Origin of the sequence: Acidovorax sp. SUPP950, from assembly GCF_030158935.1 — a bacterium.
GTDB lineage: Bacteria > Pseudomonadota > Gammaproteobacteria > Burkholderiales > Burkholderiaceae_C > Paracidovorax.
In genome coordinates this window covers 1,078,917-1,104,463 of sequence record NZ_BQXE01000001.1, presented here as the reverse complement: position 1 = coordinate 1,104,463, position 25,547 = coordinate 1,078,917, and the positions used below count along the sequence as shown (strand labels likewise).

At 63.7% G+C, this 25,547-nt stretch carries 29 protein-coding genes and 1 tRNA gene; 15 read left to right on the top strand and 15 right to left on the bottom strand.

All coding sequences use genetic code 11. The features are described 5' to 3' along the window. Positions 1-11 precede the first annotated feature (11 nt). On the top strand, positions 12-521 hold the full coding sequence (gene folK / locus AVME950_RS05210) for a 2-amino-4-hydroxy-6-hydroxymethyldihydropteridine diphosphokinase (RefSeq protein ID WP_284428997.1): 510 nt from the start codon (positions 12-14) through the stop codon (positions 519-521). Between the two features lie 64 nt (positions 522-585). On the opposite strand, the gene AVME950_RS05205 is transcribed toward folK, so the two are convergent. Then, a complete protein-coding gene (locus tag AVME950_RS05205) occupies positions 586-1,224 on the bottom strand; it encodes a cysteine hydrolase family protein (RefSeq protein WP_284428996.1) in 639 nt (212 codons plus the stop codon). 121 nt (positions 1,225-1,345) lie between these two features. Between AVME950_RS05205 and AVME950_RS05200 the strand changes: the two genes are divergently transcribed. Further along, positions 1,346-2,323, top strand: a complete 978-nt coding sequence (locus AVME950_RS05200) for a GlxA family transcriptional regulator (RefSeq protein WP_284428995.1) — start codon at positions 1,346-1,348, stop codon at positions 2,321-2,323. 93 nt (positions 2,324-2,416) lie between these two features. Here the strand turns inward: AVME950_RS05200 and AVME950_RS05195 are convergent, their stop codons facing one another. Then, positions 2,417-3,388, bottom strand: coding sequence for a tripartite tricarboxylate transporter substrate binding protein (locus tag AVME950_RS05195; RefSeq protein WP_272564462.1), 972 nt, complete (start codon positions 3,386-3,388; stop codon positions 2,417-2,419). A 156-nt stretch (positions 3,389-3,544) separates the two neighbouring features. Here AVME950_RS05195 and AVME950_RS05190 point away from each other — a divergent pair, with 156 nt between their 5' ends. Next, entirely contained in the window at positions 3,545-3,901 is a 357-nt protein-coding gene (locus tag AVME950_RS05190; RefSeq protein WP_284428994.1) for a four-helix bundle copper-binding protein, read from the top strand. A 124-nt stretch (positions 3,902-4,025) separates the two neighbouring features. After that, the gene (locus tag AVME950_RS05185) at positions 4,026-4,280 is read left to right on the top strand and encodes a hypothetical protein (protein WP_284394909.1); all 255 of its coding nucleotides are present in this window, start codon (positions 4,026-4,028) and stop codon (positions 4,278-4,280) included. 52 nt (positions 4,281-4,332) lie between these two features. Here AVME950_RS05185 and AVME950_RS05180 read toward each other — a convergent pair whose 3' ends face one another. Continuing rightward, positions 4,333-5,433: a CDP-6-deoxy-delta-3,4-glucoseen reductase gene (locus AVME950_RS05180; protein ID WP_284428993.1), complete on the bottom strand. Its 1,101-nt coding sequence runs from the start codon at positions 5,431-5,433 to the stop codon at positions 4,333-4,335. Between the two features lie 45 nt (positions 5,434-5,478). Here AVME950_RS05180 and AVME950_RS05175 point away from each other — a divergent pair, with 45 nt between their 5' ends. Further along, positions 5,479-6,426 carry an NAD-dependent epimerase/dehydratase family protein gene (locus AVME950_RS05175; protein WP_284428992.1) on the top strand — a complete coding sequence of 316 codons (948 nt, stop codon included), beginning with the start codon at positions 5,479-5,481 and terminating at the stop codon, positions 6,424-6,426. Positions 6,427-6,444: 18 nt separating this feature from the next. On the opposite strand, the gene AVME950_RS05170 is transcribed toward AVME950_RS05175, so the two are convergent. Both AVME950_RS05170 and AVME950_RS05165 read right to left on the bottom strand, forming a co-directional pair. After that, positions 6,445-7,128 (bottom strand): DUF4124 domain-containing protein, encoded by a 684-nt coding sequence (locus AVME950_RS05170; RefSeq protein ID WP_284428991.1) that lies wholly within the window; start codon positions 7,126-7,128, stop codon positions 6,445-6,447. Between the two features lie 50 nt (positions 7,129-7,178). Next, positions 7,179-7,745 (bottom strand): hypothetical protein, encoded by a 567-nt coding sequence (locus tag AVME950_RS05165; protein ID WP_284428990.1) that lies wholly within the window; start codon positions 7,743-7,745, stop codon positions 7,179-7,181. 299 nt (positions 7,746-8,044) lie between these two features. Between AVME950_RS05165 and AVME950_RS05160 the strand changes: the two genes are divergently transcribed. Then, on the top strand, positions 8,045-8,527 hold the full coding sequence (locus tag AVME950_RS05160; RefSeq protein ID WP_284428989.1) for a hypothetical protein: 483 nt from the start codon (positions 8,045-8,047) through the stop codon (positions 8,525-8,527). Between the two features lie 51 nt (positions 8,528-8,578). On the opposite strand, the gene AVME950_RS05155 is transcribed toward AVME950_RS05160, so the two are convergent. The 4 genes from AVME950_RS05155 to AVME950_RS05140 form a co-directional block, all read right to left on the bottom strand. Next, positions 8,579-9,538: a chemotaxis protein gene (locus AVME950_RS05155; RefSeq protein WP_284428988.1), complete on the bottom strand. Its 960-nt coding sequence runs from the start codon at positions 9,536-9,538 to the stop codon at positions 8,579-8,581. Between the two features lie 194 nt (positions 9,539-9,732). Then, the gene (locus AVME950_RS05150) at positions 9,733-11,307 is read right to left on the bottom strand and encodes a methyl-accepting chemotaxis protein (protein ID WP_284428987.1); all 1,575 of its coding nucleotides are present in this window, start codon (positions 11,305-11,307) and stop codon (positions 9,733-9,735) included. 202 nt (positions 11,308-11,509) lie between these two features. Continuing rightward, positions 11,510-12,772 (bottom strand): CaiB/BaiF CoA transferase family protein, encoded by a 1,263-nt coding sequence (locus AVME950_RS05145; protein WP_284428986.1) that lies wholly within the window; start codon positions 12,770-12,772, stop codon positions 11,510-11,512. Positions 12,773-12,909: 137 nt separating this feature from the next. Further along, entirely contained in the window at positions 12,910-14,106 is a 1,197-nt protein-coding gene (locus AVME950_RS05140; RefSeq protein ID WP_272564451.1) for an acyl-CoA dehydrogenase, read from the bottom strand. Between the two features lie 183 nt (positions 14,107-14,289). Between AVME950_RS05140 and AVME950_RS05135 the strand changes: the two genes are divergently transcribed. The 8 genes from AVME950_RS05135 to AVME950_RS05100 all read left to right on the top strand — a co-directional run bounded on the left by AVME950_RS05135 (position 14,290) and on the right by AVME950_RS05100 (position 18,538). Beyond that, positions 14,290-15,186: a LysR substrate-binding domain-containing protein gene (locus AVME950_RS05135; protein ID WP_284405899.1), complete on the top strand. Its 897-nt coding sequence runs from the start codon at positions 14,290-14,292 to the stop codon at positions 15,184-15,186. Between the two features lie 139 nt (positions 15,187-15,325). Next, complete coding sequence (locus AVME950_RS05130; protein WP_272548552.1) at positions 15,326-15,544, top strand: hypothetical protein; 219 nt, start codon at positions 15,326-15,328, stop codon at positions 15,542-15,544. Between the two features lie 239 nt (positions 15,545-15,783). Further along, positions 15,784-15,969: a hypothetical protein gene (locus AVME950_RS05125; RefSeq protein ID WP_284428985.1), complete on the top strand. Its 186-nt coding sequence runs from the start codon at positions 15,784-15,786 to the stop codon at positions 15,967-15,969. 323 nt (positions 15,970-16,292) lie between these two features. Further along, positions 16,293-16,430, top strand: coding sequence for a hypothetical protein (locus AVME950_RS05120; protein ID WP_284428984.1), 138 nt, complete (start codon positions 16,293-16,295; stop codon positions 16,428-16,430). Next, on the top strand, positions 16,427-16,639 hold the full coding sequence (locus tag AVME950_RS05115; protein ID WP_272564447.1) for a hypothetical protein: 213 nt from the start codon (positions 16,427-16,429) through the stop codon (positions 16,637-16,639). The genes AVME950_RS05120 and AVME950_RS05115 overlap by 4 nt, the downstream gene beginning before the upstream one ends. Before the next feature lie 244 nt (positions 16,640-16,883). After that, complete coding sequence (locus AVME950_RS05110) at positions 16,884-17,063, top strand: CsbD family protein (RefSeq protein ID WP_284405902.1); 180 nt, start codon at positions 16,884-16,886, stop codon at positions 17,061-17,063. Positions 17,064-17,384: 321 nt separating this feature from the next. Beyond that, positions 17,385-17,522 (top strand): Arm DNA-binding domain-containing protein, encoded by a 138-nt coding sequence (locus AVME950_RS05105; protein ID WP_284428983.1) that lies wholly within the window; start codon positions 17,385-17,387, stop codon positions 17,520-17,522. Continuing rightward, the gene (locus tag AVME950_RS05100) at positions 17,519-18,538 is read left to right on the top strand and encodes a tyrosine-type recombinase/integrase (RefSeq protein WP_284428982.1); all 1,020 of its coding nucleotides are present in this window, start codon (positions 17,519-17,521) and stop codon (positions 18,536-18,538) included. Before AVME950_RS05105 ends, AVME950_RS05100 begins: the two co-directional genes overlap by 4 nt. 7 nt (positions 18,539-18,545) lie before the next feature. Here the strand turns inward: AVME950_RS05100 and AVME950_RS05095 are convergent, their stop codons facing one another. From AVME950_RS05095 to AVME950_RS05075, 5 genes are all read right to left on the bottom strand, one after another. Further along, on the bottom strand, positions 18,546-19,025 hold the full coding sequence (locus tag AVME950_RS05095; protein WP_284428981.1) for a hypothetical protein: 480 nt from the start codon (positions 19,023-19,025) through the stop codon (positions 18,546-18,548). A 707-nt stretch (positions 19,026-19,732) separates the two neighbouring features. Beyond that, complete coding sequence (locus tag AVME950_RS05090; protein ID WP_284428980.1) at positions 19,733-21,859, bottom strand: NACHT domain-containing protein; 2,127 nt, start codon at positions 21,857-21,859, stop codon at positions 19,733-19,735. Position 21,860: 1 nt separating this feature from the next. Further along, positions 21,861-22,427: a hypothetical protein gene (locus AVME950_RS05085; RefSeq protein ID WP_284428979.1), complete on the bottom strand. Its 567-nt coding sequence runs from the start codon at positions 22,425-22,427 to the stop codon at positions 21,861-21,863. 324 nt (positions 22,428-22,751) lie between these two features. Then, complete coding sequence (locus tag AVME950_RS05080; protein WP_284428978.1) at positions 22,752-23,276, bottom strand: Ogr/Delta-like zinc finger protein; 525 nt, start codon at positions 23,274-23,276, stop codon at positions 22,752-22,754. Between the two features lie 299 nt (positions 23,277-23,575). Then, positions 23,576-23,779, bottom strand: coding sequence for a helix-turn-helix transcriptional regulator (locus AVME950_RS05075; RefSeq protein WP_284428977.1), 204 nt, complete (start codon positions 23,777-23,779; stop codon positions 23,576-23,578). Between the two features lie 138 nt (positions 23,780-23,917). Between AVME950_RS05075 and AVME950_RS05070 the strand changes: the two genes are divergently transcribed. Further along, entirely contained in the window at positions 23,918-24,970 is a 1,053-nt protein-coding gene (locus tag AVME950_RS05070) for a hypothetical protein (RefSeq protein ID WP_284428976.1), read from the top strand. A 481-nt stretch (positions 24,971-25,451) separates the two neighbouring features. Here the strand turns inward: AVME950_RS05070 and AVME950_RS05065 are convergent. Further along, positions 25,452-25,536 (bottom strand) — tRNA-Leu (locus tag AVME950_RS05065). Positions 25,537-25,547: the final 11 nt, after the last annotated feature.

Below are 25,547 nucleotides of genomic sequence, written 5' to 3'. Positions count from 1 at the left end.
CAGGGCACGGCATGGCGGCGGTGTCCTTTCCGGCGGGCGGCCCAGGCACCCCGGTCTCCGCCTGGATCGGCCTGGGCGCCAACCTGGGCGATGCGCGGGCAGCGCTGCTCGGCGCGCTCGATGCCATGGCGCAATGGCCCGGCAGCCGTTTGCTGCGAGTGTCGTCGCTGTACCGCAGCGCACCGGTGGATGCCGGTGGCCCGGACTACTGGAATGCCGTGGCCGAACTGGCCACCCCGCTGGCCGCCATTGACCTGCTGCATGCCCTGCAAGCCGTCGAGCAGGCGGCCGGCCGCGAGCGCCCCTACCGCAACGCGCCGCGCACGCTGGACCTGGACATGCTTTTGTACGGCGAAGAGCGCATCGACACCCCGGAACTCACCGTGCCCCACCCGCGCATGAGCGAGCGCGCCTTCGTGCTGCAGCCCCTGGCCGAGATCGCACCCGGGCGCGTCGAGCCCACCCGCCTGGCCGCCGTGCAGTCGCAGCGCATCGAGCGGCTCGGGCCCTTCTGGCCCTGAGCGGCCCCCTCGCGCTCCGCAGGGAGCGCCGGCGGGTCGGTGTTCGCCGCTACTGCACTACTGTTCAGGCGGCCTCGCGCCCGCGCTGGTTCGACGAATACACATCGCCCTTCGGCAGGGCCTGGCCGGCCTGCACGGCCGCCAGCCAGTCCCGGGTGGTCGCCACCGCCGCGAAGTTGCTGTGGAACACCACGCTGAACACGCGGTGGATTTCCTCGGCGCTCACGCGGCCGGCCGCATTGGCATAGGGCAGGGCGCCGCTGGCATCGCTCAGGAACTCCACGGCCAAACCCCGGTGCGCGGCCTCGAACACCGTGCTGGCGTCGCAGTTGTGCGTCATGTAGCCCACCACGGTCAGCGTGTCGATGCCGCGGGCAGCCAGCCAGTCGGCCAGGTCGGTGTTCGCAAAGACGCTGGCGAGCTGTTTTTCGATGCGGTGGTTGGCAGGCCGGCGTGCCACTTCCGGGTGCAGTTGCCAGCGGTCCGTGGCCTTGTCGAACACGGGCGCGCCCGTGGGCGCGGTGTGCTGCACCACCACCACCGGCACGCCGGCGGCCTGAGCGGCGTCCATGGCGCGGGCGATGTTGGGCAGTGTGTCGGCCACCGGCGGGTATTCGATGGGCAGGTTGCCGCCTGCGAAGTATTCGTTCTGCACGTCGATGACGACCAAGGCGCGGCGGGGAGTGGTGGGGGTGGAGGGCATTCTCGAAGTCCTTTTGAAGGGGGGGTGCCTGAAGCGGCGGAAGGGTCGGAGGTGATTGTTCGCCTTCCGCGCCATCGCTGAAAGTGGCTGGATTGACATCGATCGATAGAATCGGGTCATCATGCGCACCATCTCCCAGCCCGCCCCCGACACCGTGGCCGTCGTGGCCTTCGACGGCATCAGCCCCTTTCATCTTTCGGTGCCCTGCCTGGTGTTCGGCGAGGACCGCACGGCGCAAGGCGCACCGCGCTACCGGCTACGCGTGTGCGGCGTGGTGCCCGGCCCGATGCGCACGTCCGCCGGGTTCGGCATCGACGTGGCGCACAGCCTTGCGGTGCTGCGGCGCGCGCAGATCGTCGTGGTGCCGTCCTGGCACGAGAACCTGGCTCCCGCGCCTCCCGAACTGCTCTCGGCGCTGCGGGCTGCGCACCGCCGGGGGGCGCGCATCGTGGGCCTGTGCCTGGGAGCGTTCGTGCTGGCCGAGGCGGGGCTGCTCGACGGCCGCGCCGCCACGACCCATTGGGCGCTGGCGCAGGCGTTCGCGCAGCGTTACCCGCAGGTGGCGCTTCGGCCCGAGGTGCTGTATGTGGAAGATGGCAAGGTGCTGACCTCGGCCGGCACCGCCGCGGGCATCGACTGCTGCCTGCACCTGCTGCGCCAGCAGCACGGTGCCGAGGCCGCCAACTGCGCCGCACGCCGCATGGTGGTGGCCCCGCACCGTCAGGGTGGCCAGGCGCAGTACATCCAGCAGCCGGTGGCGCCCTCGGTGCGGGGGGATCGCCTTGCTCCGCTGCTGCAGTGGCTGGGCGAACACCTGCACGAGGCGCACACGCTGGAGGCGCTGGCCGAGCGTGCCGTGATGAGCCCGCGCACCTTCACGCGCCGCTTTCGCCAGTCCACCGGGACCACGGTGGGGCAATGGCTGCAGAACCAGCGCATCGCGCTGGCGCAGCGCCTGCTGGAAGGGGGCGACCAGTTGATCGATGCCGTGGCCGTGGCGTCGGGCTTCGGCTCCGCCGTCTCGCTGCGGCAGCACTTCTCGGCGGCGGTGGGCATTGCGCCCTCGGCCTACCGGCGGCAGTTCCGCGCCGCCGCCTGAAACGATTTGCTATTGAAAATATAGCTGCCAGCGCACGATGGGTATGTGCCGGCAACCGTTTCGATCCGAGGGTGGCTGCGGGCCCTGGCCTGGTCAGTCGACCTTCGCGCCGGAAGCCTTCACCACCTGCTGGTACTTGGCACGCTCCGACGCCATGAAGGCATCGAACTGCTCGGGCGTGGTGCCCACGGGCTCGGCCATGAGGGCCGCGAAGCGCGTCTTGGTCTCCGGCGCATTGAGCGCGGCGACGAAGGCCTTGTTCAGCTTGGCGATGACGGGCTTGGGCGTGCCGGCCGGTGCGACCAGGCCCCACCACGTCTCGATCGCAAAGCCCTTGAACGTGGCCGACAGCGGGGGCACGCCCGGCAGCATGGCGCTGGCCTGCGGCGAGGTCACTGCGAGCGCCTTGAGCTTGCCCGAGCGGATGTTGGGCGCGGCGGCGGCCAGGTTGTCAATGTTGAAATCCACTTCGCCGGCCAGCAGCGCCAGTTGCGCGGGACTGGCACCGCGGTAGGGAATGTGCAGGGCGTAGATGCCGGCGCGTTGCTTGAACATTTCACCCGCCAGGTGGCCTGCGCTGCCGTTGCCGCCGCTGCCGTAGTTCAGCTTGGCGGGGTTGGCCTTGGCGTAGGCGATCAAATCGGCCACGGTGTTGATCTTGAGTTCCGCCGCCTTGGCCGCATTGATGACGAGCACGTTGGGCACGCTCACCATCTGCGTGATGCCGGCGAAGTCCTTGGCCGCGTCGTAGGGCATGCGGCTGTAGAGCCAGGGGTTGACGGCATGCGTCGCCGTGGCGGCCAGGCCGATGGTGAGGCCATCGGGCGCGGCCTTGGCGACGGCATCGGCGCCAATGTTGCCGCCCGCGCCCGCCTTGTTGTCGATGATCACCGTGCCCAGCGTGTCGCGCACCCGCTCGGCCAGCGCGCGGGACGTGACGTCCAGCGGCCCCCCGGGTGCGTAGGGCACGATCAGCCGGATCGGCGCATCCTGCGCGTAGCCCAGCGGGGATGCAAACGCCGTGGCGAGGGCGGCGGCCGAGAGAAGGAGGTTTCTGCGATTCATGCTGCCATTGTGCAAAAAATTGAAAGGGGGTCCGGCGGTGCGAGGTCGCAGCGCCGTCCTACAGGGCCCGCGAGGGGGCATTTCTATAAACGTCGAAGCCGTTTCCCAGTTTGCACCCCATCACGCGCCGCCGCACCGGCGGAAAAAGGACATTCCATGCCGCAGGCCGCTCCGCACGACACCGTCACCGCATCGCGTTATGCCCAGTGCATTCGTGCCTGCAGCGAATGTGCCGATGCCTGCGACTACTGCGCAGCCGCGTGCCTGCGCGAGCCCGAGCCCCGCTGCATGGTGCAGTGCATCGCCCTGGACATGGACTGCGCCGCGCTGTGCCGTGTGGCCGCCGCCGCCATGGCCCGCGAAAGCGCCCACGCGCCGGAGATCTGTGCCCTGTGCGCCCGCCTGTGCGACAGCTGCGCCAACGAATGCGCCCGGCACGGCATGGCCCACTGCCAAGCCTGCGCCGAAGCTTGCCGCCGGTGTGCGGAGGCCTGCCGTGCGCTGTCGCGCTGAAGCCCATCCATCAAAGCCGGCGGATGGCTATTACCGGTTGTTACTTCTGAGATACCGTGTGGAAGTGACCGCTTAAGGTCCGGGGCGTTGAATGGCATCTCGGACCCCGCACCAAGGAGCCACCATGTCCATCCGCCTCATCACCCTCGCCGCCGCTTCGGTGGCCACCAGCCTGCTCACCGGCTGCGTCGTGGCCCCGGTCGGCCCGGGCTACTACGCAGGGTCCGGCTATTACGGCGGGCCGGGCTACTACCAGACCGAATCCGTGTACGTGGCGCCGCCGCCCGTGGTGGTGGCGCCGACCATCGGGTTCTTCGGCGTCTATGGCCGGGGCGGCTATGGGCGCGGCTATTACGGCCGGCCGGGCTGGCGCCGCTGAAGGCCGCGCGCCGGGTGCGCGCTCCTTGCTGCAAGCTGGCGCCCGGACCGCGTCAGCCTGAGATGGCTCCGGAGGGTTGGGCGGAAGGCTCGCTCGCCCCGTGCTTGTCGGCCTCGGATGTGAAGGCGTCTGCATAGAACTCATCAGGGGGGAGCTGGCGTTCCGCGCTGTACACCACCCGTGCCGTGTCGACCACGATGGGGGCGCCGCAGGCATAGACCTGATGGCCCGACAGGTCGGCATGGTCGTCCATCACGGCCTGGTGCACGAAGCCCGTGCGGCCCGCCCAGGCGTCTTCCGGCAAGGCATGGGACACCACGGGCACATAGGCCAGCTGGGGCATCGTGGCCATGCGCTCGCGCACCCAGCCATCCATGTATAGATCGCCGGGACGGCGGCCGCCCCAGTACAGCGTGACCGGGCGCTCAATGCGCTTGGCCTGAATGTGTTCGAGCAGCGCCTTGATCGGGGCGAAGCCCGTGCCCGAGGCCAGCAGGATGATGGGCTTGGGGCTGTCCTCGCGCAGGAAGAAGCTGCCGAAGGGGCCTTCCACACGCAGGATTTCCTTTTCCTTCATGGCGCCGAACACGTGGTCGGTGAAGCGCCCGCCCGCCATGTGGCGGATGTGCAGTTCCAGCCCCGGCGCGTCGGCCTGGGTGTGGGGCGCGTTGGCCATGGAGTACGCGCGGCGCGCACCGTCGCGCAGGATGAATTCGATGTACTGGCCGGCGTGGTAGCGGAACGTGTCCGCCGCGGGCAACTGCAGGCGCACCTGCATGACGTCGTGCGACACCCGCGTGAGCGTGGACACGCGCACCGGCAGCTTCTTGATGGGGTAGGCGCTTTCATCGGTCACCTGGCGCGATTCGAGCACCACGTCGGTCAGCGGCTGGGCGCAGCAGGTGAGCACGAAGCCCGCGTCGGCCTCGGCCGCGCTCAGGGCCTTGGACTGGTGCTCGCCATGGGCGACGGAACCGCTGAGCTTCTTGCACTTGCACGAGCCGCAGGCCCCATCCTTGCAGCCATAGGGAAGGCCCACGCCGCTGCGGATGGCCGCGGCCAGAATGGATTCGCCGGGCTGTGCGGCAAAGGCCCGGCCGCTGGGCTGTACGGTGATCTGGTGGGCGGCTGCGGCCGTCTCTGCGGGGGTCATGGAGTGGGTATCCTTGGAAGTTCTTCTCGCCAAACGGATCCGATTTTGCCCTCAAACCAAAGCCCCCTCGGTGCCCTGCCGGCGCGCTTTCGCCGCCAACGCGTGCTCATCATCGGCTGTGGCGACGTGGGGCTGCGGGCGGCCCGGGTGCTGGGTGCATCGGCCGGCGGGCCCCGGCCTCGGGTGCTGGCCCTGACTTCCAGTCCTGAGCGCAGGGCGCCGTTGCGCGCCGCCGGCATCACCCCCCTGCTGGGCAACCTGGACGATGCGCCCAGCCTGCGCCGCCTGTCCGGCCTGGCCACCCGCGTCCTGCACCTGGCGCCCCCGCCGGGCGATGCGGTGCCGGGTGCTGCCAAAGGGTATGACGGCCGCACGGTCGCCCTGGCGCGGGTGCTGCGCCTGCGCACCTTGCCGCGCGCGCTGGTGTACGGCTCGACCAGCGGGGTGTATGGCGACTGCGGCGGCGTGTGGGTGACCGAGGCGCGCCCGGTCGCGCCCGCCACGCCCCGCGCGCAACGCCGGGTGAATGCCGAGCGCGCCGTGCGCTACCTGGGCCGCAGCACCGTGCGCGCCAGCATCCTGCGCATTCCCGGTATCTATGCGCCCGACCGCGAAGGCGGCACGCCCGAAGCCCGCCTGCGCCGTGGTACCCCGGTGCTGCTGCCCGAGGACGACGTCTACACCAACCACATCCATGCCGACGACCTGGCCCGCGCCTGCGTGGCGGCCCTGTGGCGCGGCCAGCCGCAGCGCGTGTACCACGTGAGCGATGCGAGCGACCTGAAGATGGGCGACTACTTCGATCTGGCCGCCGACCTGTACGGTTTGCCGCGCCCGCCGCGCATCGCGCGCAGCGATGCGAAGGCGCAGTTGCCCGCGCCGCAACTGAGCTTCATGGGCGAGTCGCGCCGGCTGGATGCCACGCGGCTGCGCAAGGAACTGCGCGTGGTGCTGCGCTACCCGACCGTGGCCCAGGGCCTGCGCGCAACCTGACGCGCCCACCCGCACGCATCAGCGCGGGTGGACGTTTCCTTGCTGGTCGTAGCAGCGGAACACGTTGCAGTGCGAAATCGGCGCGGAGGGCACCGGGAGCGCCGGCTGGACCACCACCGGGCGCCGGGGCGGCAGCACCACGACGGCGGGGGGCGCGTAGTAGTCGCCACTGCCGCCGCTGTAATTGCGTGACCGTTCGACTTCCGCATAGCCCTGCGGGCCGAGGCAGTCGAGGTCCATCTGGCGCTGGGCGGCCGTCAGGCGGGGCTGGCCGTCGTAATTGCCCCCGCCCGATTCGCTGGCCACCCGGTCGAGGTTGCGGCGCGAGCGGGCGCATTCGGGGGAGCGGGACGGATCGGCCGGGGCTCGGGCGGCGGCGCGCTCGCGTTCCTGGCGTGCCTCCTGCTGGGCTTCCTGGCGCTCGATCTGCTGGCGCTGCTGCTTGAGCTGCAACGCCTGCAGGGCCTGGGCCCGCTCCTCCTCGATTTCCTCGCGGCTCTTGCGCGCTTCGACCTCGCGCGCGGCCGTGCCTTTGTCGCAGGCTCCGTCGGTGTAGGTAACCTTGCCGGAGACGGGGTCGGTGCAGCGCATCACCTGGGCATGGGTGGCCAAGGGGGCCGTAGCGCACGCCGCCACCGCCATCGCGGCGCTGAGGCGCCATGCGGCAGAGCGAGGTGTTAGGAAGACAGGGCGCTGGATCATGGCCGTTTCCTGTGGGCGATCGGTCGGTTCAGGTCGGTGGAGCCGGGCGGTCAAGGCCGGTTCTGGGGATTTTGCTCCAGGCGCCAACCCGGTGCTGGCCGCTGGTCTTGCGCGCCCGGCGGGCGGCGGTCCTCGCCGCGCTGGCGGTCGGCCTGTTCGCGGCGCTGGCGATCCAGTTCGGCGCGCTGGCGGTCCATCTCGGCGCGGCGCCGGTCGGCATCCGCACGCTGGCCGTCCCGGTCCCTGTCGCGGCGGCGGTCGGCGTCGCGCGCTTCCCGGGCCTCGCGGTCCCGGCGGTCGCGCCAGGCGCGCTCGCGGTCTTCGCGCATCTGCCGTTCACGCCAGTCGTCCCGGCGATCGTCACGGCGGTCCCAGCCATACGCCGGCACGGGCGTGGGTACATAGACGGGGTAGGCGGGCCGGCTGTAGCCATAGGCCGGCTGTTCGTACACGGTGATCGACGTCGAGCCATTGGCCGGGTAGGGATAGGACGGCGTTGCCGGATAGTTGGCGGACGGATAGGCGGGCTCGTAGTAGGGGTCGCCGGGCACCGCGCAGCCCGTGGCCAGCACGGCCAGGGTGCCGGCGGCAAGGATTCGGAGGGCGGGGTGGAACATGAAAGGCCTCGCTGGCTGGTGGCCGCGCTGCAGGGAGCGTCTGGCGGCCGATGGGTGACGGCGGCGGTCAGGCGACACGCCGCGCCCGTGTGTGACGCGCTGATGACCATTTTGGTTGACCTTGCGCGGGCGCCATTGTCAGGCTTTGCCCCGTCTTCACACAGCGGGCGGATCGACGATCTGGCCGGCGAATGGATCTGGGCCGCGCCGCCGGCCGTGTGCCATGCGCGGCCCGTTCTACACTGTGCAGCTTTGCCTTCGGACGACCTTGGTGCGGCCGAAGGCCCCATCTGGCCGACATGACCGAAGATTCAGAACTTACCCCCGTGCAGGAACCCCGCCTGTGGAGCGACGAGCGCTGGACCGCGCGCGTCGTCAAGAACGAAGACGACGATGGCTGGGCCGTCGAGATGACGCTGCGGGGAGAGTCCGAGCCCGCGCTGGTCGGCCCCTGGACCATGGGTCGCGACAAGAAGAATCCCAAACCGCTGGATGTCTCGGCCTTCCACACGCTGGTCAAGACCGCGTCGGAGGTGCTGCGCCGCCACGAGCAGCAACTGCATGCCCGGTTGAACAAGAGTGTCACGGTCACCGTGCGGGACCAGCGCGTGCGCGTGTCGCTGGCGATCGAGCCGGACGATGAACACCCGACCGCGACGCTGAGCGCGCATTCGGCGCTGGACGACGAACTGCTCGCCCGCGTGGGCGTGTCGCCCGGCTTCGTGCTCACCAGCGCCAGCGCAGCGGTCTGGGTGGAGAACGGCTACCCGAGGCCGCGCTGAGCGGCGGCGAGGCCGCCGTGGCCCCAGCGCCGCCGTGTTGGCTGGCAGGATTTACTTGGGCAGCACGCGGCGCATGGTCTCGGCCAGGTCTTCCGCGACGAACTTCGCCACGTAGCCGTCGGCCCCCACGCTGCGCACATGGTCCTCGTTGGCCGAGCCCGACAGCGAGGAGTGGATGACCACCGGAATCTTGTTCAGGCGCGCATCCTGCTTGATGTTGCGGGTGAGCGTGAAGCCGTCCATCTCGGGCATTTCCAGATCGGTCAGCACCAGCGCGACGCGATCGGCGGCGGTCTTGCCCTCGGCCTCGGCGGCGCGGGCGATGGCGTTCAGCCGGTCCCAGGCCTCCTTGCCCGACTTGGTCATTTCATAAGGCGCGTGCAGGGCCTGCAGCTCCTTCTCGATGAGCGAGCGGGCCACGAACGAATCGTCGGCGGCCAGGATCATGGTGCCGGGCTTGAGCTTCAGGCGCGGGCCGACCTTCTCGGGATCGACCTTGTGCTCGTCGGAAGGCGAGACCATCTGCAGGATGGCCTCCACGTCCAACACCTGCGCGAGGCGGGAGCCATCGGTGTTGCCATCCAGCCGCGCGATGCTGGTCACCAGCTGGCCGCCGGTGCCGCTGGCTTCGGCGGAAAGCACCTGCTTCCAATCCAGGCGCACGATGTCTTCCACCGATTCCACGGCGAAGGCTTGCGTGGTGCGCGCGTATTCGGTCACCAGCATGATATTCAGGCCGGTCTGCGGCTTGCAGCCGACGATGGAGGGCAGGTCGAGCACCGGGATGATCTGGCCGCGCAGATTGACCACGCCCAGCGAATGCGGCGTGGCGCCGGCGATGGGCGTGATGCTGGGCATCGCCACGATCTCGCGGATCTTGAAGACGTTGATGCCGAACAGCTCGGATTTGCCCAGGTTGTCGTCAATGCCCAACCGAAAGAGCAGCAACTCGAATTTATTGGTTCCGGTGAGGTTGGTCCGCTCGTCAATTTCCTGCTGCACTGCCTTCATCGCTGCCCCCTTCGCATTGGATACGCGTGTTTACAAATTTTAGAGCGGGATGGGAAAGGCCCGGTCCTAATATTTTCCCTTGTTGCGCCCGCGCTCCGATTGGCAGGAGCGCAGTGCAATCTTCTTGCCAGCGAGAGCGGCAATGGGTATCAGGCGGGGAATTCCAATCCCAGGAGTCATCCCGGGCCTGCCGCTCACGCGGCCTTCGAGGTTCCCCGCGGCCAGGATTCGGGATCGCCGTGGGGGCGCAAGCGGAAGACCGCCACGGCCTGCACCAGTTGCTGTGCCTGCAGCTTCAGGCTGTCCGCCGCCGCGGCGCTTTGCTCCACCAGCGCGGCGTTCTGCTGGGTGGCCTGATCCATCTGCATGACGGCCTCGCCCACCTGGGACACGCCGGCGCTTTGTTCGCTGCTGGCGGCGCTGATCTCGGCCACGATGTCGGTGACGCGCCGGATCGAGGCGACCACCTCGCCCATCGTGGTGCCCGCCTGGTCGGCCAGCACCGATCCCTGCTGCATGCGCGTGACGCTGGCATGGATCAGGGTCTTGATTTCCTTGGCGGCCTCGGCGCTGCGCTGGGCCAATTGGCGCACCTCGCTGGCCACGACCGCGAAGCCGCGCCCTTGTTCGCCGGCCCGCGCCGCTTCCACGGCGGCGTTCAATGCCAGGATGTTCGTCTGGAAGGCGATGCCGTCGATGACACCCACGATGTCGGCGATCTTGCGGCTGCTGTCGTTGATGCCGCGCATGGTGCTCACCACCTCCGACACCACATCGCCGCCCTTGGAGGCCACGGTCGATGCGTTCAGGGCCAACTGGTTGGCCTGCCGGGCGTTTTCCGCGTTGGCCTGCACGGTGGAGCTGAGTTCCTCCATGGAGGCCGAGGTTTCTTCCAGCGCACCGGCCTGCCGTTCGGTGCGGGCCGAAAGGTCGTTGTTGCCTTGCGCGATCTCGCCGCTGGCGCTCGCCACGCTGTCGGCGTTGTCGCGCACTTTGCCCACCACCTGAGACAGGCTGGTCTGCATCGCATGGAGTGCGTTCAGCAACTGGGCGATTTCATCCTGACCGCGGGCGTGGGTGGCCTGGGTCAGGTCGCCGGAGGCCACGGCTTCCGAAATGCGCACCGCATTGCCCAGCGGTTGCGTGACGGTGCGGCTGAACAGCACCGCGCCGAAAACGCTGGCCCCGCACACGACCAGCATCACGGTCAGGCTGATCCAGTTGGCCTGGCGCGCTGCCGTCGCAGCCTCCAGGGACACGGCCGCGCTGGCTTTGCTGATCAGGTCGCCCGTCTGCTCCAGCAGTTGCGCCGGCTCCCGGTCCATGCCCTGCACGGCTTGATCGCCTGCGGCCGGGTCTCGGCCCGATGCCTTGAATGTTTCGAACCCTTTGCGGTAGGCCACTCCCATGCGTTCGTGTGCGATCAGGAACTGGCCCACCCGCTCACGCGCGTCGCCTGCGGCCAAATCGTCCATCAGCTTGCGCGCCTGGGCTTGCACGGCCCCTTCGCTTTTCGCGAAGGCGGCCCAATAGCGCGACAGTTGCGCATCGTCCTTGCCCCGCAGCAGCGTGTTCTTCCATTCCTGTACCTGCACCCGGAAGTCGCCCAGCACGTCGGCGGCCATCCGCTCTTGCTGGGTATGGGTGGCGACCGTGGTCTGGTACGTGGTCAGGGCCGAGTTCAGCCGGCCAAGGCCGAACAGCGCAGCGGCGAAAAGCAGCAAGAGGGCGAATGTAAAGACGAGCGGGAGTTTTCGGCTGAGCTTCATCGGAAGATCCCTGAGGGAGTGGGAGGGCGCCCCTTCGTGAGGAGCGTCCCGGACTGTCGGATGGATGAAGTGTATTGAAATATCATTTCTATCATAAAAATCATTTTTAACTTTCCATGCAGCGGAGCGCGCCATGAAAAAAAGCCTTGCGCGAAGGCAAGGCTTTTCTCGGGCGGGGCCGATGCCATCGGCCTGGGGCGGGTTAAACCACGTTCGCCGCGCGAAGCAGCGCAATGCGTTCGGCGTCCAGCCCCAGCCCCGCCAGCACCTCGTCGGTGTGCTGCCCCAGGGCCGGCGGCGCCCGGTGCAGCACCGGCGGCGTGACCGACAGGCGCAGGGGGCTGGCCACCCCGGCGATTCGGCCGATGCCGTCGCCGGGCTCGCCCTGTGGCCACCGGGCTTGCTCCACGCGCAGGCCCCGGGCCTGCACCTGCGGGTCGTCGAATGCCTCGGCCAGCGTGTTGACCGGGCCGCAGGGGACGGCCTTGTCCTGCAGCAAGGTGATCCAGTCGGCCGTGGTGCGGGTGCGGGTGACCTCCTGCAGGGCGGGGACCAGCTCGGCCCGGTGCCTGACCCGCAGCGGGTTGGTGGCGAACCGGGCGTCCTGCGCCCATTCCGGCCGGCCGGCGGCGGCGCAGAACCGCGCGAACTGCCCGTCGTTGCCGATGGCCAGCAGCATGGCGCCGTCGGCGGTGGGAAAATCCTGGTAGGGCACGAGGCTGGGGTGCGTATTGCCCTGGCGGGTCGGCGCCTGCCCGGTGGCCAGGAAGCCCGAGGCCTGGTTGGCGAGCACGGCCATGCCCACGTCCAGCAGCGCCATGTCGATGTGCTGGCCTTCGCCGGTGCGCTCGCGCACGTGCAGCGCAGCCAGGATGGCGTTGCTCGCGTACAGCCCGGTGAACAGGTCGATCACGGCCACCCCCACGCGCAGCGGGCCGGCGCCGGGCTCGCCGTCGGCCCGGCCGGTGATGCTCATCAGGCCCGTCATGGCCTGGATCATGAGGTCGTAGCCGGCGCGCTCGGCATAGGGCCCGTCTTGCCCGAAGCCGGTCACCGAACAGTAGATGAGCCGGGGATTGGCCGCGCGCAGGCTGGCGTGGTCCAGGCCGTACTGCCGCAGGCCGCCGACCTTGAAGTTCTCCACCACCACGTCGGCCTGCTGCGCCATCTGGCGGATCAGCCCCTGCCCCTCGGGCGTGGCCATGTCGATGGTGACCGAGCGCTTGTTGCGGTTGCAGGCCGTGAAGTAGGCGGCCTGCGCCGTGTCGTTGCCCGCATCGTCCTTCAGGAACGGCGGGCCCCAGTGGCGCGTGTCGTCACCTACGCCGGGGCGCTCCACCTTGACCACGTCCGCCCCCAGATCGGCCAGCACCTGGGTGCACCAGGGGCCGGCGAGCACGCGGGACAGATCGAGCACGCGGATGCCGGCGAGGGCACCCGCCGGGGCTTGGGGGGTCGTGGTCATGCGGAAATCACTTTGCTATTAAAAAAGTAGCAATACGCCCTAGTGCTGATTGCGCTGGAGGCCTGAAAGGCCATGAACTGCCCGTCAGCGCCCGCCCTGGCGGTCCAGGCCGGGGGCGCGTGGGTCGGTCCGCCGGTTCAGTTGGCAAAGGCAGCGATGCCGGTCTGGGCCCGGCCCAGGATCAGCGCGTGCACATCGTGCGTGCCCTCGTAGGTGTTGACCACCTCCAGGTTCACCAGGTGGCGCGCCACGCCGAACTCGTCGCTGATGCCGTTGCCGCCCATCATGTCGCGCGCCATGCGGGCGATGTCCAGCGCCTTGCCGCAGCTGTTGCGCTTGATGATGGAGGTGGCCTCGACCGAGGCGGTGCCGTCGTCCTTCATGCGGCCCAGGCGCAGGCAGGCCTGCAGGCCGATGGCGATCTCGGTCTGCATGTCGGCCAGCTTCTTCTGGATGAGCTGGTTGGCCGCCAGGGGCCGGCCGAACTGCTTGCGGTCCAGCGTGTACTGGCGCGCGGTGTGCCAGCAGAATTCCGCCGCGCCCAGGGCGCCCCAGGCGATGCCGTAGCGGGCGCTGTTCAGGCAGGTGAAGGGGCCTTTGAGGCCCTGCACTTCAGGGAAGGCGTTTTCCTCGGGCACGAACACTTCGTCCATCACGATCTCGCCGGTGATGCTGGCGCGCAGGCCCACCTTGCCGTGGATGGCCGGGGCGCTCAGGCCCTTCATGCCCTTTTCGAGCACGAACCCGCGGATCGGGCCGACCGCGCCGGCCTCGGACACTTCCTTGGCCCAGACCACGAACACATCGGCGATGGGGCTGTTGGTGATCCACATCTTGGCGCCCGACAGCGAATAGCCGCCCGGCACCTTCTTGGCGCGCGATGCCATGCTGCCCGGGTCGGAGCCGTGGTCGGGCTCGGTCAGGCCGAAGCAGCCGATCCACTCGCCGCTGGCCAGCTTGGGCAGGTACTTCTGTTTTTGCGCCTCGGTGCCGAACTCGTGGATCGGCACCATCACGAGGGAGCTTTGCACGCTGGCCATCGAGCGGTAGCCCGAGTCCACGCGCTCGACCTCGCGGGCGATGAGGCCGTAGGCCACATAGTTCAGGCCGGGGCCGCCGTACTGCTCGGGAATGGTGGGGCCCAGCAGGCCCACTTCGCCCATCTCGCGGAAGATGGCGATGTCGGTCTTTTCATGGCGGAACTGCTCCAGCACGCGCGGGGCGAGCTTGTCCTGGCAGAAGGCGGCGGCGGCGTCGCGAACCATGCGCTCGTCGTCGGTCAGTTGCTGGTCGAGCAGGAACGGGTCGCTCCATTGGAAGGCGGCGTGGGCCATGGGGGGGTCTCCGGGGAAGGTGGGTTCGGATCGGCTCCGGTGTGCGAAAAGCGCATGGGTGGCCGGGTTGGTGCGATGGTAGGCGCATGGATCGTGCGGTGCAAGCGAGGATGCTGCATCCAGACATGCGATCAATTCATATCTGGATAGCCGGTCGGGTGCGGATTTCGGCACAATCGCGCCATGCGCCGAACCTTGCCCTCCACCCAGTCCCTGGCCTGCTTCGAGGCTGCGGCCCGCCACGAAAGCTACACCCGCGCGGCCCAGGAACTGGCGCTCACCCAGGGCGCCGTGTCGCGGCAGATCATGGCGCTGGAGGATTTTCTGGGCGTGGCACTGTTTCGCCGCACGCGGCACGGGGTGGCGCTCACGCCAGCGGGCACGCATTACGCGCGGCAGGTGGGCCGCTGGCTGCAGGGGCTGGAGCGCGACACGCTGGACGTGATGGCGCACCAGGGGCAGGGCGGGTCGATCGCGCTGGCCGCCGTGCCCACCTTCGCCACGCGCTGGCTGATCCCGCGCCTGCCCCTGCTGGCCCAGGCGCATCCGGACATCGTCGTGCACATCGAAACGCGCACGCGGCCCTTCCTGTTCGCCGACACCGGATTCGACGCCGCGCTGTATGCCGGCACGCCCGAGCAGGTCAGCAACTGGCCGGGCACGCAGGCCCTGCGGCTCTTGCAGGAAGACGTGGTGCCCGTGTGCAGCCCGCGCCTGTTGCCCGGCGGGCAGCCGCTCGAACCCCAGGCGCTGGCGAGCCTGCCGCTGCTGCAGCAGACCACGCGCCCCTACGGATGGCGGCAATGGTTCGAGGCCATGGACGTGCAGGCGCCGCGCGCGCTCGACGGGCCGCGCTACGAGTTGTTCTCCATGCTGGCCGTGGCCGCTTCGCACGGGCTGGGCGTGGCGCTCATGCCTCCGCTGCTGATCGAGGCCGAGCGGGCCCGGGGTGAACTGGTGCTGGCCTGCGAGCGGCCCCTGCGCGGCGAACGCGCCTACTACCTCATCACCCCGGCGCAGCCGCAGCCCCCCGTGCTGGCCGCCTTCGCCGATTGGTTGCAGGACATGGCCGCGAGTTGAGCCCCCGGGTGCCTTCCGTGCCGCCGGCCGATTGCGTGCGGGTGGCGGCGAGGCTACCCTTTGGGTCAGCTGCAGCTCAAGCGCAAGGCCATGGGCCCGAGGACTGCAGCGTCTGTGCAACCAACAAGGAGAAAGCTTCATGGGAACCGTTTATCACGCACCGCATTTCGACCCCACGGTGGATGAGCTCGAAGCGCTCAAGCAACTGGAGCTGGGCCGTGCCATCAGCGTGCCCGAGGCGCTCACGCACCACCTGTCGGGACGGCTCTACGAACGCGGCTACGTGGCCAAGAATCCGGCCGGCGATCTGGCCATCACTGACGCGGGCCGCCAGCTGATCCGCCGCCAGGAAAGCTGACCGCCAGCCCTCGCCCCAACGACCCGACCCGGCCCCATGCCGGTGTCCGCACCCGGCGCCGCCCCTCCAGCCATGGAGGGGCCGCCGGGTTTTTTGATGGGAGGCCGGGTCCCGAGACCCCGCTGCAACCGCCTTCGTCCTACAGACGACCCGCGGGAGGCGGTTTTAAGGTATCGCCTGTGCTGCTTCACGGCGTGTTGAACCCCAAGCGGCACGACAAACCCATCCGAGGAGCAGCCATGCCAAGAGGTGACAAGTCGGCGTACACAGACAAGCAAAAACGCCAAGCCGAACACATCGAAGACAGTTATGAACACCAGGGTCTCAGCAAGCCAGAGGCCGAGCGCCGGGCCTGGGCCACGGTGAACAAGGATTCCGGCGGTGGCAAGCAGTCCGGCAGCGGACGCACCCCATCCAACCGCTGACACGAGGAGATTCTTCTCACCCTTTTTGTGCCCCCAGCGTCGTGGATGCCAGTCATAGCTTGCTTCCGATGGTCTGTTCCTATTGAAGGATTGAACATATGAAAGAAACTCTGACTGTCCTCGCCGGATTCATGCTGTTTTCCAGCCTTGGAATCGCCTATCTGGCCGCTTCGGTCATGAGCGGTCTCTGAGCTGCAGGAAACAGAGCATCTCGGTCCGCATCCCGACGCCGGCACCCGGCACCCGGCACCCGGCACCCGGCACCCGGCACCCGGCACCCCGTACCGCCTTCCATCCCGCCGCCACCCACTTTTCCATCCTCCATGGCCTCCCATCCTCCCGCCCCAGGCAAGGCCGACCTGCCCGTCGAGCCCGATGTGCCCGCGCCCCCGCCCGAACAGGCGGATGAACCACCGCATGTGCAGTACGTGAGCGGCCATGCTGCAGGGAGCCTCCGATGAATCGCGGAGGTACCGAGCGGGAGGTGTCCGACGCGGAAAAGCGTGTGGGTGCCGTGCTGGAAAAGCTGGAAGAGCAGACGGACTCCGAGGTGGAGAAGATCGCCCTCGAAGACGTGGTGGACACCAATGCGGAAACCGGCCGCCCCGAAGTGCGCAAGGCCGTGGACATCCGGGTCAAACCCAAGGTGCAACGCAAGTGGACCAAGTGAGCCTTTCAGCCGCTTGAGCCCGGTACTGCATCAAACAATCAGTGCCGCAATCCAGTTTCAATTAAAAACTGCTTTCGAAATTTGCCGACCCGCACGCTACCCGCGCTGCGGGTTTTTTCTTGTGTAGGCAGCTGCTGACGCCAACGGATGGCTTCCGCCCGCGCGGGCCCTGCGGATCGGGTCTTAGCCTTCAGGTCATGCAAAGCCATTTTGTTTTGCACTTACCTCACCGAAAGGAATCACCATGAACACCGATCAAGTCAAGGGCGCATTGAAGGACGTGGCAGGCAAGGTTCAACAAAAGACCGGCGAGCTGATCAACAGCCCCGAGCAGCAAGCCAAGGGCGTTGCCAAGCAGGTCGAGGGCACCACCCAGAAGAACTACGGCGATGCCAAAGAGAACATCAAGGATGCCGTGAAGTAATGCCTGCATGAGGCGTTTCGCCTCTGCGCTTGAAAAGCCCTAATGCGGCGACGCATCGGGGCTTTTTGTTTTGAGTCGGGGATAGGAGCACCGTGCATGGCTTTGCACTGTCGAGAGCACCGGGCTGCTGAAAGCAAAAAGCCCGCGAAGGCGGGCCATTCATTCAGAGTGTGCAAGATGCAGCGAGGAACAAGTTGCTGTGCATTCATGGCAAGAAAGCCATGGTCGGGGCCACTCTCGAAGTCGCCGCGCAAACCCGCATAAAGCCTAGCTTTCTGACGCGCGCTGGCAGAATGTGCCCCCAGCCATTTTTGGTGCCCCTTGAAACTGACCGACACGAAGCTCCGCACCCTCTCAGAACCAGGCAAACACTCCGACGGCCTGGGTCTCTATCTAGAAGTCACCAAGGCCGGCGGCCGCTACTGGCGCATGAAGCCTTCGGCGTCTACCCCGACGTGAGCCTCAAGACTGCCCGCGAGGCAGCGGGCCGAGCCCGCAAGCTGCTGCAGGACCAGCAGGACCAGCAGGACCCTGGCGAAGCCCGCAAGGAGCAGAAGGCGAGGGTGATCCATGAAAACCGCAACACCTTTGAGACGGTGGCGCTGGATTGGCTTGCCCACCAGTCCGCACGCTGGGAACCCATCACCATGGGCCGCATCCGGGCATCACTCGAAAACGACATCTTTCCCACGCTGGGCTCAAGGTCCATGTCCACGCTCAAAGCACGTGATGTGATGGAAGCTGTGAAGGCAGTGGAAACACGCGGCGCGGCCGACCAGGCCGGGCAGGTGCTGCAGCGAGTCAAAGCCATATACCGCTGGGCCGTGACGCATGAGCGCATTGAGTCCAACCCCATGCTCGACCTGGTGCCGTCTGAAATCCTGAAGCCGCGCACAGTTCAGCACCGCGCAGCTTTGGCAGAGAAAGAGCTATCTGAGTTCATGCGACGACTGGCCAACTACGACGGATCGACCAGCATCGTGCTGGGCCTGCGGATGTTGATGCTCACCGCCTGCCCGCCCGGTGAAGTGCGCGGCGCCCGATGGGCAGAGATAGACCGCGCAGCGGCGCTTTGGACCATCCCAGCCGAACGCATGAAGATGCGAGAGGAACACCGTGTGCCCCTCTCGCGCCAGGCGCTCGAAGTGCTGGACAGGATGGACGGCATTAGCGGCGGCCGCGAGCTGGTGTTCCCCTGCCCCTATTGCCCTAGCAAGCCACTGAGCGAGAACACATTCAACTCAGCCTTGGCGCGCATGGGCTACAAGTCCATCGCCACCGCCCACGGCTTTCGGGCGCTGTTCTCGACCGTGGCCAACGAACACGGCTGGAACCCCGATGTCATTGAGCGACAGCTCGCGCACCGCGAGCAAAACGAGATCCGCGCGGCGTACCACCGCACTACGTACATGGCTGACCGCACGAAGCTGATGCAGTGGTGGGCTGACCATCTTGGGGCATGCGAGTCAAGATGAGTCACTATTATTCTGTTGCCTTCTGCTCTGTAATCTGCAGATAGTTGCTTTTAGATGAGACGATGAAGTTCTGATGACGCTCGTTGCCTAACGCGTCCGTGTAATGAATAGCGAGCGGGTGAGTATGTTCGCTGCTGTTGCTCAGCATCTTTATTTCCACTGAAAGTTCAGAGTCGAAGGTGTCGAAATTTGTCGGGCCGGCGAGTTTTAAGACGCCTTCAAGGGGTGTCATCTCAATTCTGACGTTGGTACAACCAACTGCCCCGTTCGACAGTTCACCCGCTGCAATCTGCTTGCGCTCACGGTTCCTGTGAAGTAATCCGAATCGAAAACGTGGTTGCATCCTTTCTAAAGCTTGCGCCTCTCTTCTGCGGGCGTCTGCCTCAAGTCTCTTTGAGGCTGCAGCTGCCGCCAGCTGATCCTTCTCTCTAGCCTTTTCAAGCTCTTCAATCCGAAGCTCAAATTCTTTCCGTTGGAGCGCCACCATGTCTCCTGCGTGTTTGCCGCGCTTCTGAGCTCTTCCGCTTGAAGAAGGAGCGCGGCGCTGTTCTGCCGTAGCTCAACTCCTTGCTGAATAAATCCGAACACAAGCCAAGCGAATGCCAACGGAGAAAAGGCGCCAGCTAAAAAGTCTCCAATCTCGTTCGCAGGCAGAAGGTGAAGTGTTGGCCAGTTGAAATATACATACGCGCTAAAGGTGGCTAAATACGCTGCCGTGAGAATTCCACCCGCTAAATATAGGCCACGTCCTTGAACTGTGGGTTGCTAGGGTAGTGGGAAACGATAAAGGTGGGGGCTACCTGGCTGCGTGACGCCCGGATCCTTGTCTAAAGCCGCATGTACCTGCAGCGCGATCCGGAAACCCTCCTAGCCTGCCCGATTGATAGACCTGCGCTGTCCTGCGAAGCCTGGCAGATGCAAAGGCGAACGAGATACCAGCGCGCCAGTTCCCCCGAACCGGCATGCTTTATAAGCCTCACGTTTTTGCCGGCGCTCCTACCATGTGCAGATCATGAGCCTGCGCGGCCTTCGCTGCGCTTTCAATGTCTTGAGTGTGCCGTGATTTGCTGGATTTTGTGATTCACAAAGTCACGCTGAGAAGGGCCCGTTACGTTACTAGAACTCTTCCAAGACTTCCGGCGGGTAAACCGTGAAGGAAAGTTTGATTCAAGCATGCGGGCTGTGCGCCACAATTTATTTGGCTAATTCCTTCATGATTAACTGAGTTTCCTCGTTGTATAAGTCAAGCAATTCGACGGGCTTTTTAATGCGGACTAAAGCAGCAGGCCTGCCGTGCATCGATTTTCCTTTTTTTATTTCAACCCTTTTATAAGAATCCAGCACCCTCTTAACCGTCGTCCAGCGAGGGTCCCGAAGCATGTAAGTGCCTTCGTCGTCGTCGCCACCATCTCGAAGATAACAATATCTGATAGATCTTCTTGCAATTTTCCCTAGTAACTGCACCATTGGATGATTAATCAAGTCTTGATGGTTGGCTTCAGTTGTATGCTCTTCAATAAATTTAGTAATGTTGTTGGGATCTCTTTCGACCCTGGGTAGATCGCCCCTAATTTCGAGTGCGCCAATTGCTGGTAGGTTATCTCCAAATTTGGTGAATTCATCAACGACTAATACCCCGATTTTTACCTCTTCGAAAGAAACTTTCGACAAATTGCATCCGCATGCATCAAGTCTGCTGACTTCAACATCGTGAAGAGTGCCAATGGGAGACCCGCCTGAAAAAGTTGCATCATTCGCAGTGACATAGTCCACGCGCTCTATGAGCCCTGAAGAAAAGCTCAGAAGAATTAAGGCGCCTCCGTTTGTCGCGAGTCTGTCGTGCGAGCTGTCTCCGTCCATAACTCCCTGTAGGAATTGCATCGCTTTCGCCGCTGTAGGTTCATTTGTAGCAATGACCTCCGCGAAAACGTCTAAATGTTCGGCGCCCAATATTGTCCGTCGCAGAATATTTGGTACCGAGCGGTTCGCGAGCTGATTAATCAGCGATTTTCCGAGGAAAAAGAACTGAACTTCAGTGTGAGGGAATTGCCTCTTATTTTTAGTATTGGATAATTCAAGAAGCGAGATGCTTCCTGCCTTGTGCATTATTTTTCGCTTGTCCGATTCTTCTAATAATCCGCTAAAGCAATAATCCGCAAGAAAAGTAAGGTGTTCATTTTCTATGAGATTGTTCTCACGAACTGCCATCTCTAAGGCCACCTCTTCAAAAAGACTGGTTAATGCTGGAATAGCGGATTCGGTGTTTAAGGAGGCTAGTGTACGGCTGAGAATTTTTGCTTCTCTGTCAATTAAATTTTTTACGAGAAATGCGCGTAGTCCTTCTGTCTGCACTTTTTTCCACCCACCGGCCTCTTTCAGAACCCTCAGGAAGAAAGGTCTCAGTGCATAACTGCTGCTGGAAAATATTTCTTTGGATAAATCATCAAGGTCCTCCTCTGCTGTTTTTGTGTCTGTTAAATAATTGAAGGCTGTAACAGGAGAGGCAAGTTTGATATGCGCCAGACTGAGTGAGACATCGAGGTCTCCCTCACTGTTGATTCGTTGGAGAAACTCTTGCTCGTCTAGAAAGGTGTCTCGTGCTGCGAGAATAATTGTGCCGGACGCCCCAACGTCTTCAATGAATTCTTTCAAGGCACGCCAAGAATCTTCATACCCGTCGGCATCAACAAGCTCATCAAAGCCGTCTATTGCAGCGATGAGCAATCCATGCCGAACAAGCATAGGCACTTGCAGGCCGCCGAACGATGCCCCCATGTCTTGCGTGGTTGCAGCTAAAACGTCTTTGAAATTAGACAGCCTTCGACCACTGCTTGAAATATGAAGAATGGGAGGGCTTATATTGTCAGTTAGGTATTTCCCGGACTGTGCTTTTGCCAATTCAGTGATCTGAAAAGTTTTGCCTATGCCCGCCGGGCCATCCAACAGTATGAGATTGGATTTTCCTTCCGTTGGAGTAATGCAGCTTATTAAATCTCCGGCCGCAATTGTCTTTTTTGAATATTCAATTTGCGATTCCAGTATGGAAATTTCCTTTATTGATTTAAACGAGCGCTGCTGTGTTTCTGCATAACGTCGGATATCTGCAAAATCCGGAGATGCAAGTAAACTTCTGATGTTCTTGAATTCAATAGATCTGTTTTTTCCAGATACTACCCCGGTGCTCAAATCGATATCAAATGTCAGATCTCTGCCGTTCCTTGTTATCGTCAACCGCTTCTTGCCTTTTACTGGTTGTTGTACGATATCGGTGAAGGGATCGCAAAAAAGCTTAATGTCGGAAATTATTTGATTAATATTCATTTTATAATTTGTAAATGATTCCAGAGGTTGAGATGTTCTTGTTTTCAATATCTCGATTTATTCTGAATACATATATTGGCATTCCCCATGCCTCTGCAACAAAAGCGCCAGGTAAAAGATCGTCGTCATCTCCAACAACGATGGCGAGCGAAGACGGTTTTTTGCCTCTCTTAAAGTTGCTGCTTTCACTTCTGCAAAAGCAGAGTAGGTCTGAGACAAGAGCGGTATCGACCATTTTTTGAGTCGTATGGCTTGTGTCTCGTCTATCTGGACGCAGTGTGTCGTATAAAATACTTCTTTGGCCGTTGCAGATAAGTTCATTGCCGAAATTTACGTCTGGCAAATATGATATTCGGCCTTGGGATAGTGTTTTTAAATTGCGGCGAAGATTATCCCAGGCAAGTCTGTCTGGAGTGGGCTCTTTCCCTCTGTGCCACCCATGATAAATTCTGCTGTTAAGGATTTTCAAAGGCGTGTTTGAGTTTAGTTCAGAAAGCTTTCCAATAATTCTTTGCTGCAGATCGCTGTACGCTTGTTGAGTGGCGCTATATCTCGCGGTCTGCGGCATTTCTTTGGTGAGCCGAATTTTCGATATTCTCGCCGCTGAATCCCAGTCTATGAATAAGTTGGCTGTTATCACAAAATACCTATTAAAATACAACGCCCTGCACCTATTTGCAAATATACTTACAATGCTCTGCGTACATTAAATTCTTTGATGTACGCTTCCAATTACCGCAGCGCTCACACTAGAGACTTGTAGATGCTGATGTATGTTGAAGCCGATGGAATCGGCCGTCAAGCTAATTGGAGGCAAGCAAGCTGGGCGCCTGATACGGCTTCAAAACTTCTGCCGAAGCCGTTCACAGTGTGATTTATGCACCGCACATGGTCAGGAGGCGCTATGCCGCACCACCCGCTCCCGCATAACCCGTTCTTGATGCTGCACTGCCGGCGACAAAAACTTGCGCCCCGCAAACGGCCGCAGTGCCAGAGTGCCCAACTCCTCCACTTGGACAGTTTCTGTCGCCTCTGGCAGACCATCGGCGAGGTTTTGCAGTGCGTCCCACACGAACCCACGTCGATGGGCAATCGGATCGGCTGAAAGGTCGGCGATGCTGCCGTCGCGGCGCGTGCGGCCGATCAGTGCCAGCGCCCTGGCCATGGGCTCGGCGAAATCCCGCAGCGCCTTGTATGCCTCCAGGAGGGCATAGGCCGCAAAGGCAGTGTCGTAGCTGTCGGCGTAGCGCTCGGCTGCAATGGATGCCTTAGCCATCACGTCACGCCCCGACACCTCGAACGCATGGCCGCAGGCTGCGTTAGTGCAGACGAGGTATTTCTCGCGCAGCAGGGGCGTGATCTGGGTGCTGCTGCGCACATGCGCCCAGGGCTTGCAGTGGGGGCAGCGCAGCTTCATGGGCGCGCTCATGCCGTGCTTTGAGCCGCCTTCGCTGGAGGCTTGCGGAAAGTCGTGGCTGTGGTGGTCTTAGGCGAGGTCTTGACCATGCGGCGCATGGCGGGCTTGTTGGCAGTGGCGCGTGGGATGGCGGTTGCGCTGGGTGCAAGTGAATTGGCGGGCAGGGCTTTCTTGCTGCGGGCAGGACTGGGGGGCTTCGGAGCTGTGGCGGTCGCAAGGGCGGGTGCTGTAGGCGTCGCGGTGGCCAGCGCCGAAGCCTTGGGGCGCTGGGCGATCCAGTGTGCAACCTCGGACTCACGCTAGGCTACGGCGTGGTGCGTGAGGTTCACGGGCGACGGGAACTTGCCGGCTTGAATGGCAGCGTAGATGCTGCTTTTGCCAAGGCCGGTCATCAGGCGCACATCTTGGAGACGCAAAAGGCGCTCAACGCGTTGTTGAGGGGCCGCAGCGGACACGGGGCCGGACGGCTGCAGAACAGGGTGGATTGCTATGGACGTTTGCATGCCTGTATGGTCTTGTGCGGACGGCGCCGCGCCAAGCGAATGCACTTGTGCAGGAGCCGTACACAAGTGCAAACCCGGCCGCAGACGTCCGGGGAAGTCCAGCGAGACAGCAAACAACAGAATTAGAGAGGGAAGCTCATGATCACAGGCCGCGAACTGGCCAACATCACTGCACCAGTCGCTTACGCGAATGGGTCTGCGCTGGACAGGCGTTTTGCCGATGTTTTCAAGCAGTTTCCGTTCAAGCTGGCAGCAACCATTGCTGTGGCGGCCGGATGGGTCTTGCTGCACATGTACGTCGCATCCATCGATTACGTGCCACATGACTTGCTGGCCCTAGTCGGCTATGCGGGCATGGCGTCGGCCTGGCTATTGGTGCTCTGGATACTGACCACATTGGTGATGTTTGGCCCCGCAGCAGCAGTTCACGCTTACGAGGTCGACAACCCGCCAATTCCTGCACTGTTTGCTGGGCAAGCTGCTGGAGCCCTTCTGCTTGCAGCAGTGGCATGGCCAGAAAAATCCATTCAGTTCTGGCTTGCCATCGGTTCCGGCGTCTTCGCAGGCCTGACGGTCTTGTGTCTAGCAAAGGAGTCGCCGCGACGAAACCTGCCGAATATGTTTCTCGCGTTCTTCGCGCCTGTGGGGGGGGGCCTGAGCGCAGTTTTAGGTGTCCTGATACTCGTCCAGGCCTCCGGCGTAGGACAGCCGCAATTCGACACCGGCTGGCGACTCGCCGCTGGCGGCGCCGTGCTCCTGCTGATCTTCCGTATCAACGTGTGGGCCGCAACCAGGCGGAAGCGAATGACCATCGTGTGGCCATTGTGTGCTGCCGTCGTCGCGGTTCTGTTCGTGTTGATGACTAAATGGTGGTATGTGCCGACGGTGATCGCCATGCAGATAGGGTTGAAGCTGCCAGGTGTCACTACGCTGAGCGTCAACCGCGCAACTTGTGATCGCTTAATGGCAGTCACTGAGCGCACGCGGACTCACAACGACGCTGGGCCGGTGCCTCAATGCTCGGAGGCAGCGAATTACGTGACTGCAGAGGTGCAACTGCGCTGGGGCGCGCGATGGCTGCTGTCGCTCCGAACCATCAACGGACTGCAGATTTCTGACACGGCGCCCCGGGTTGTTGTGCCTGATGACGGGACGTTTCTATTGCTGCCCACCTCAACGGCTCCGCGTTGAGTCGTCGTTTGCGCACGTGGCGTCCGGCGAAGGTAGCGCCTGGCTGATGGGAGCCAGCAAGAGACCAATCCACGACCACACAAGTCCCAGCATCAGCACGGCTAACGTGCACGCCACTAGCAAGAACAGAACAGATGCCGCCATGTGGCAATGCTGGCGGTTTGAGAGCAAGGGCGGCGGCGGCAACACCTGCGAATCAGCGTGTTGGAAGAATGCGAAAAACCCAAATGTTTCAGGGGATAAGTCGAGCTGTCTTGCTGGCCGTCCTGCGTCTAAAAGTCCCGCGATTGGGGCACTACCGCCAACCCGCTCATAGCGTAGGGAATGTGCCCCCACTTTTGGTAAAAGTGCCCCCAAATGTGCCCCCAGATTGGTCCGGATGGGGGTGGACTTGTGTGGACTGGTATGGACGGCTAAGCTGTTGATTTGAAAGCGGAAATAAAAAAGTCCGGAAGAGTTTGGACTCTTCCGGACTAGTAAATGGTGCCCGGGGCCGGAATCGAACCGGCACGCCTTGCGGCGGGGGATTTTGAGTCCCCTGCGTCTACCAATTCCACCACCCGGGCGACGCGAAGAT

Excerpts from the sequence above, each read along its gene's own strand:
- AVME950_RS05200 (WP_284428995.1), top strand. The coding sequence starts at position 1,346 with ATGCGCACCATCTCCCAGCCCGCCCCCGACACCGTGGCCGTCGTGGCC.
- AVME950_RS05180 (WP_284428993.1), bottom strand. The coding sequence starts at position 5,433 with ATGACCCCCGCAGAGACGGCCGCAGCCGCCCACCAGATCACCGTACAG.
- AVME950_RS05185 (WP_284394909.1), top strand. The coding sequence starts at position 4,026 with ATGTCCATCCGCCTCATCACCCTCGCCGCCGCTTCGGTGGCCACCAGC.
- AVME950_RS05080 (WP_284428978.1), bottom strand. The coding sequence starts at position 23,276 with ATGAAGCTGCGCTGCCCCCACTGCAAGCCCTGGGCGCATGTGCGCAGC.
- folK (WP_284428997.1), top strand. The coding sequence starts at position 12 with ATGGCGGCGGTGTCCTTTCCGGCGGGCGGCCCAGGCACCCCGGTCTCC.
- AVME950_RS05120 (WP_284428984.1), top strand. The coding sequence starts at position 16,293 with ATGGCCTCCCATCCTCCCGCCCCAGGCAAGGCCGACCTGCCCGTCGAG.
- AVME950_RS05190 (WP_284428994.1), top strand. The coding sequence starts at position 3,545 with ATGCCGCAGGCCGCTCCGCACGACACCGTCACCGCATCGCGTTATGCC.
- AVME950_RS05195 (WP_272564462.1), bottom strand. The coding sequence starts at position 3,388 with ATGAATCGCAGAAACCTCCTTCTCTCGGCCGCCGCCCTCGCCACGGCG.
- AVME950_RS05160 (WP_284428989.1), top strand. The coding sequence starts at position 8,045 with ATGACCGAAGATTCAGAACTTACCCCCGTGCAGGAACCCCGCCTGTGG.
- AVME950_RS05095 (WP_284428981.1), bottom strand. The coding sequence starts at position 19,025 with ATGGTGGCGCTCCAACGGAAAGAATTTGAGCTTCGGATTGAAGAGCTT.
- AVME950_RS05075 (WP_284428977.1), bottom strand. The coding sequence starts at position 23,779 with ATGCAAACGTCCATAGCAATCCACCCTGTTCTGCAGCCGTCCGGCCCC.
- AVME950_RS05125 (WP_284428985.1), top strand. The coding sequence starts at position 15,784 with ATGCCAAGAGGTGACAAGTCGGCGTACACAGACAAGCAAAAACGCCAA.
- AVME950_RS05130 (WP_272548552.1), top strand. The coding sequence starts at position 15,326 with ATGGGAACCGTTTATCACGCACCGCATTTCGACCCCACGGTGGATGAG.
- AVME950_RS05090 (WP_284428980.1), bottom strand. The coding sequence starts at position 21,859 with ATGAATATTAATCAAATAATTTCCGACATTAAGCTTTTTTGCGATCCC.
- AVME950_RS05135 (WP_284405899.1), top strand. The coding sequence starts at position 14,290 with ATGCGCCGAACCTTGCCCTCCACCCAGTCCCTGGCCTGCTTCGAGGCT.
- AVME950_RS05150 (WP_284428987.1), bottom strand. The coding sequence starts at position 11,307 with ATGAAGCTCAGCCGAAAACTCCCGCTCGTCTTTACATTCGCCCTCTTG.
- AVME950_RS05155 (WP_284428988.1), bottom strand. The coding sequence starts at position 9,538 with ATGAAGGCAGTGCAGCAGGAAATTGACGAGCGGACCAACCTCACCGGA.
- AVME950_RS05110 (WP_284405902.1), top strand. The coding sequence starts at position 16,884 with ATGAACACCGATCAAGTCAAGGGCGCATTGAAGGACGTGGCAGGCAAG.
- AVME950_RS05170 (WP_284428991.1), bottom strand. The coding sequence starts at position 7,128 with ATGATCCAGCGCCCTGTCTTCCTAACACCTCGCTCTGCCGCATGGCGC.
- AVME950_RS05140 (WP_272564451.1), bottom strand. The coding sequence starts at position 14,106 with ATGGCCCACGCCGCCTTCCAATGGAGCGACCCGTTCCTGCTCGACCAG.
- AVME950_RS05115 (WP_272564447.1), top strand. The coding sequence starts at position 16,427 with ATGAATCGCGGAGGTACCGAGCGGGAGGTGTCCGACGCGGAAAAGCGT.
- AVME950_RS05165 (WP_284428990.1), bottom strand. The coding sequence starts at position 7,745 with ATGTTCCACCCCGCCCTCCGAATCCTTGCCGCCGGCACCCTGGCCGTG.
- AVME950_RS05085 (WP_284428979.1), bottom strand. The coding sequence starts at position 22,427 with ATGCCGCAGACCGCGAGATATAGCGCCACTCAACAAGCGTACAGCGAT.
- AVME950_RS05070 (WP_284428976.1), top strand. The coding sequence starts at position 23,918 with ATGATCACAGGCCGCGAACTGGCCAACATCACTGCACCAGTCGCTTAC.
- AVME950_RS05205 (WP_284428996.1), bottom strand. The coding sequence starts at position 1,224 with ATGCCCTCCACCCCCACCACTCCCCGCCGCGCCTTGGTCGTCATCGAC.
- AVME950_RS05145 (WP_284428986.1), bottom strand. The coding sequence starts at position 12,772 with ATGACCACGACCCCCCAAGCCCCGGCGGGTGCCCTCGCCGGCATCCGC.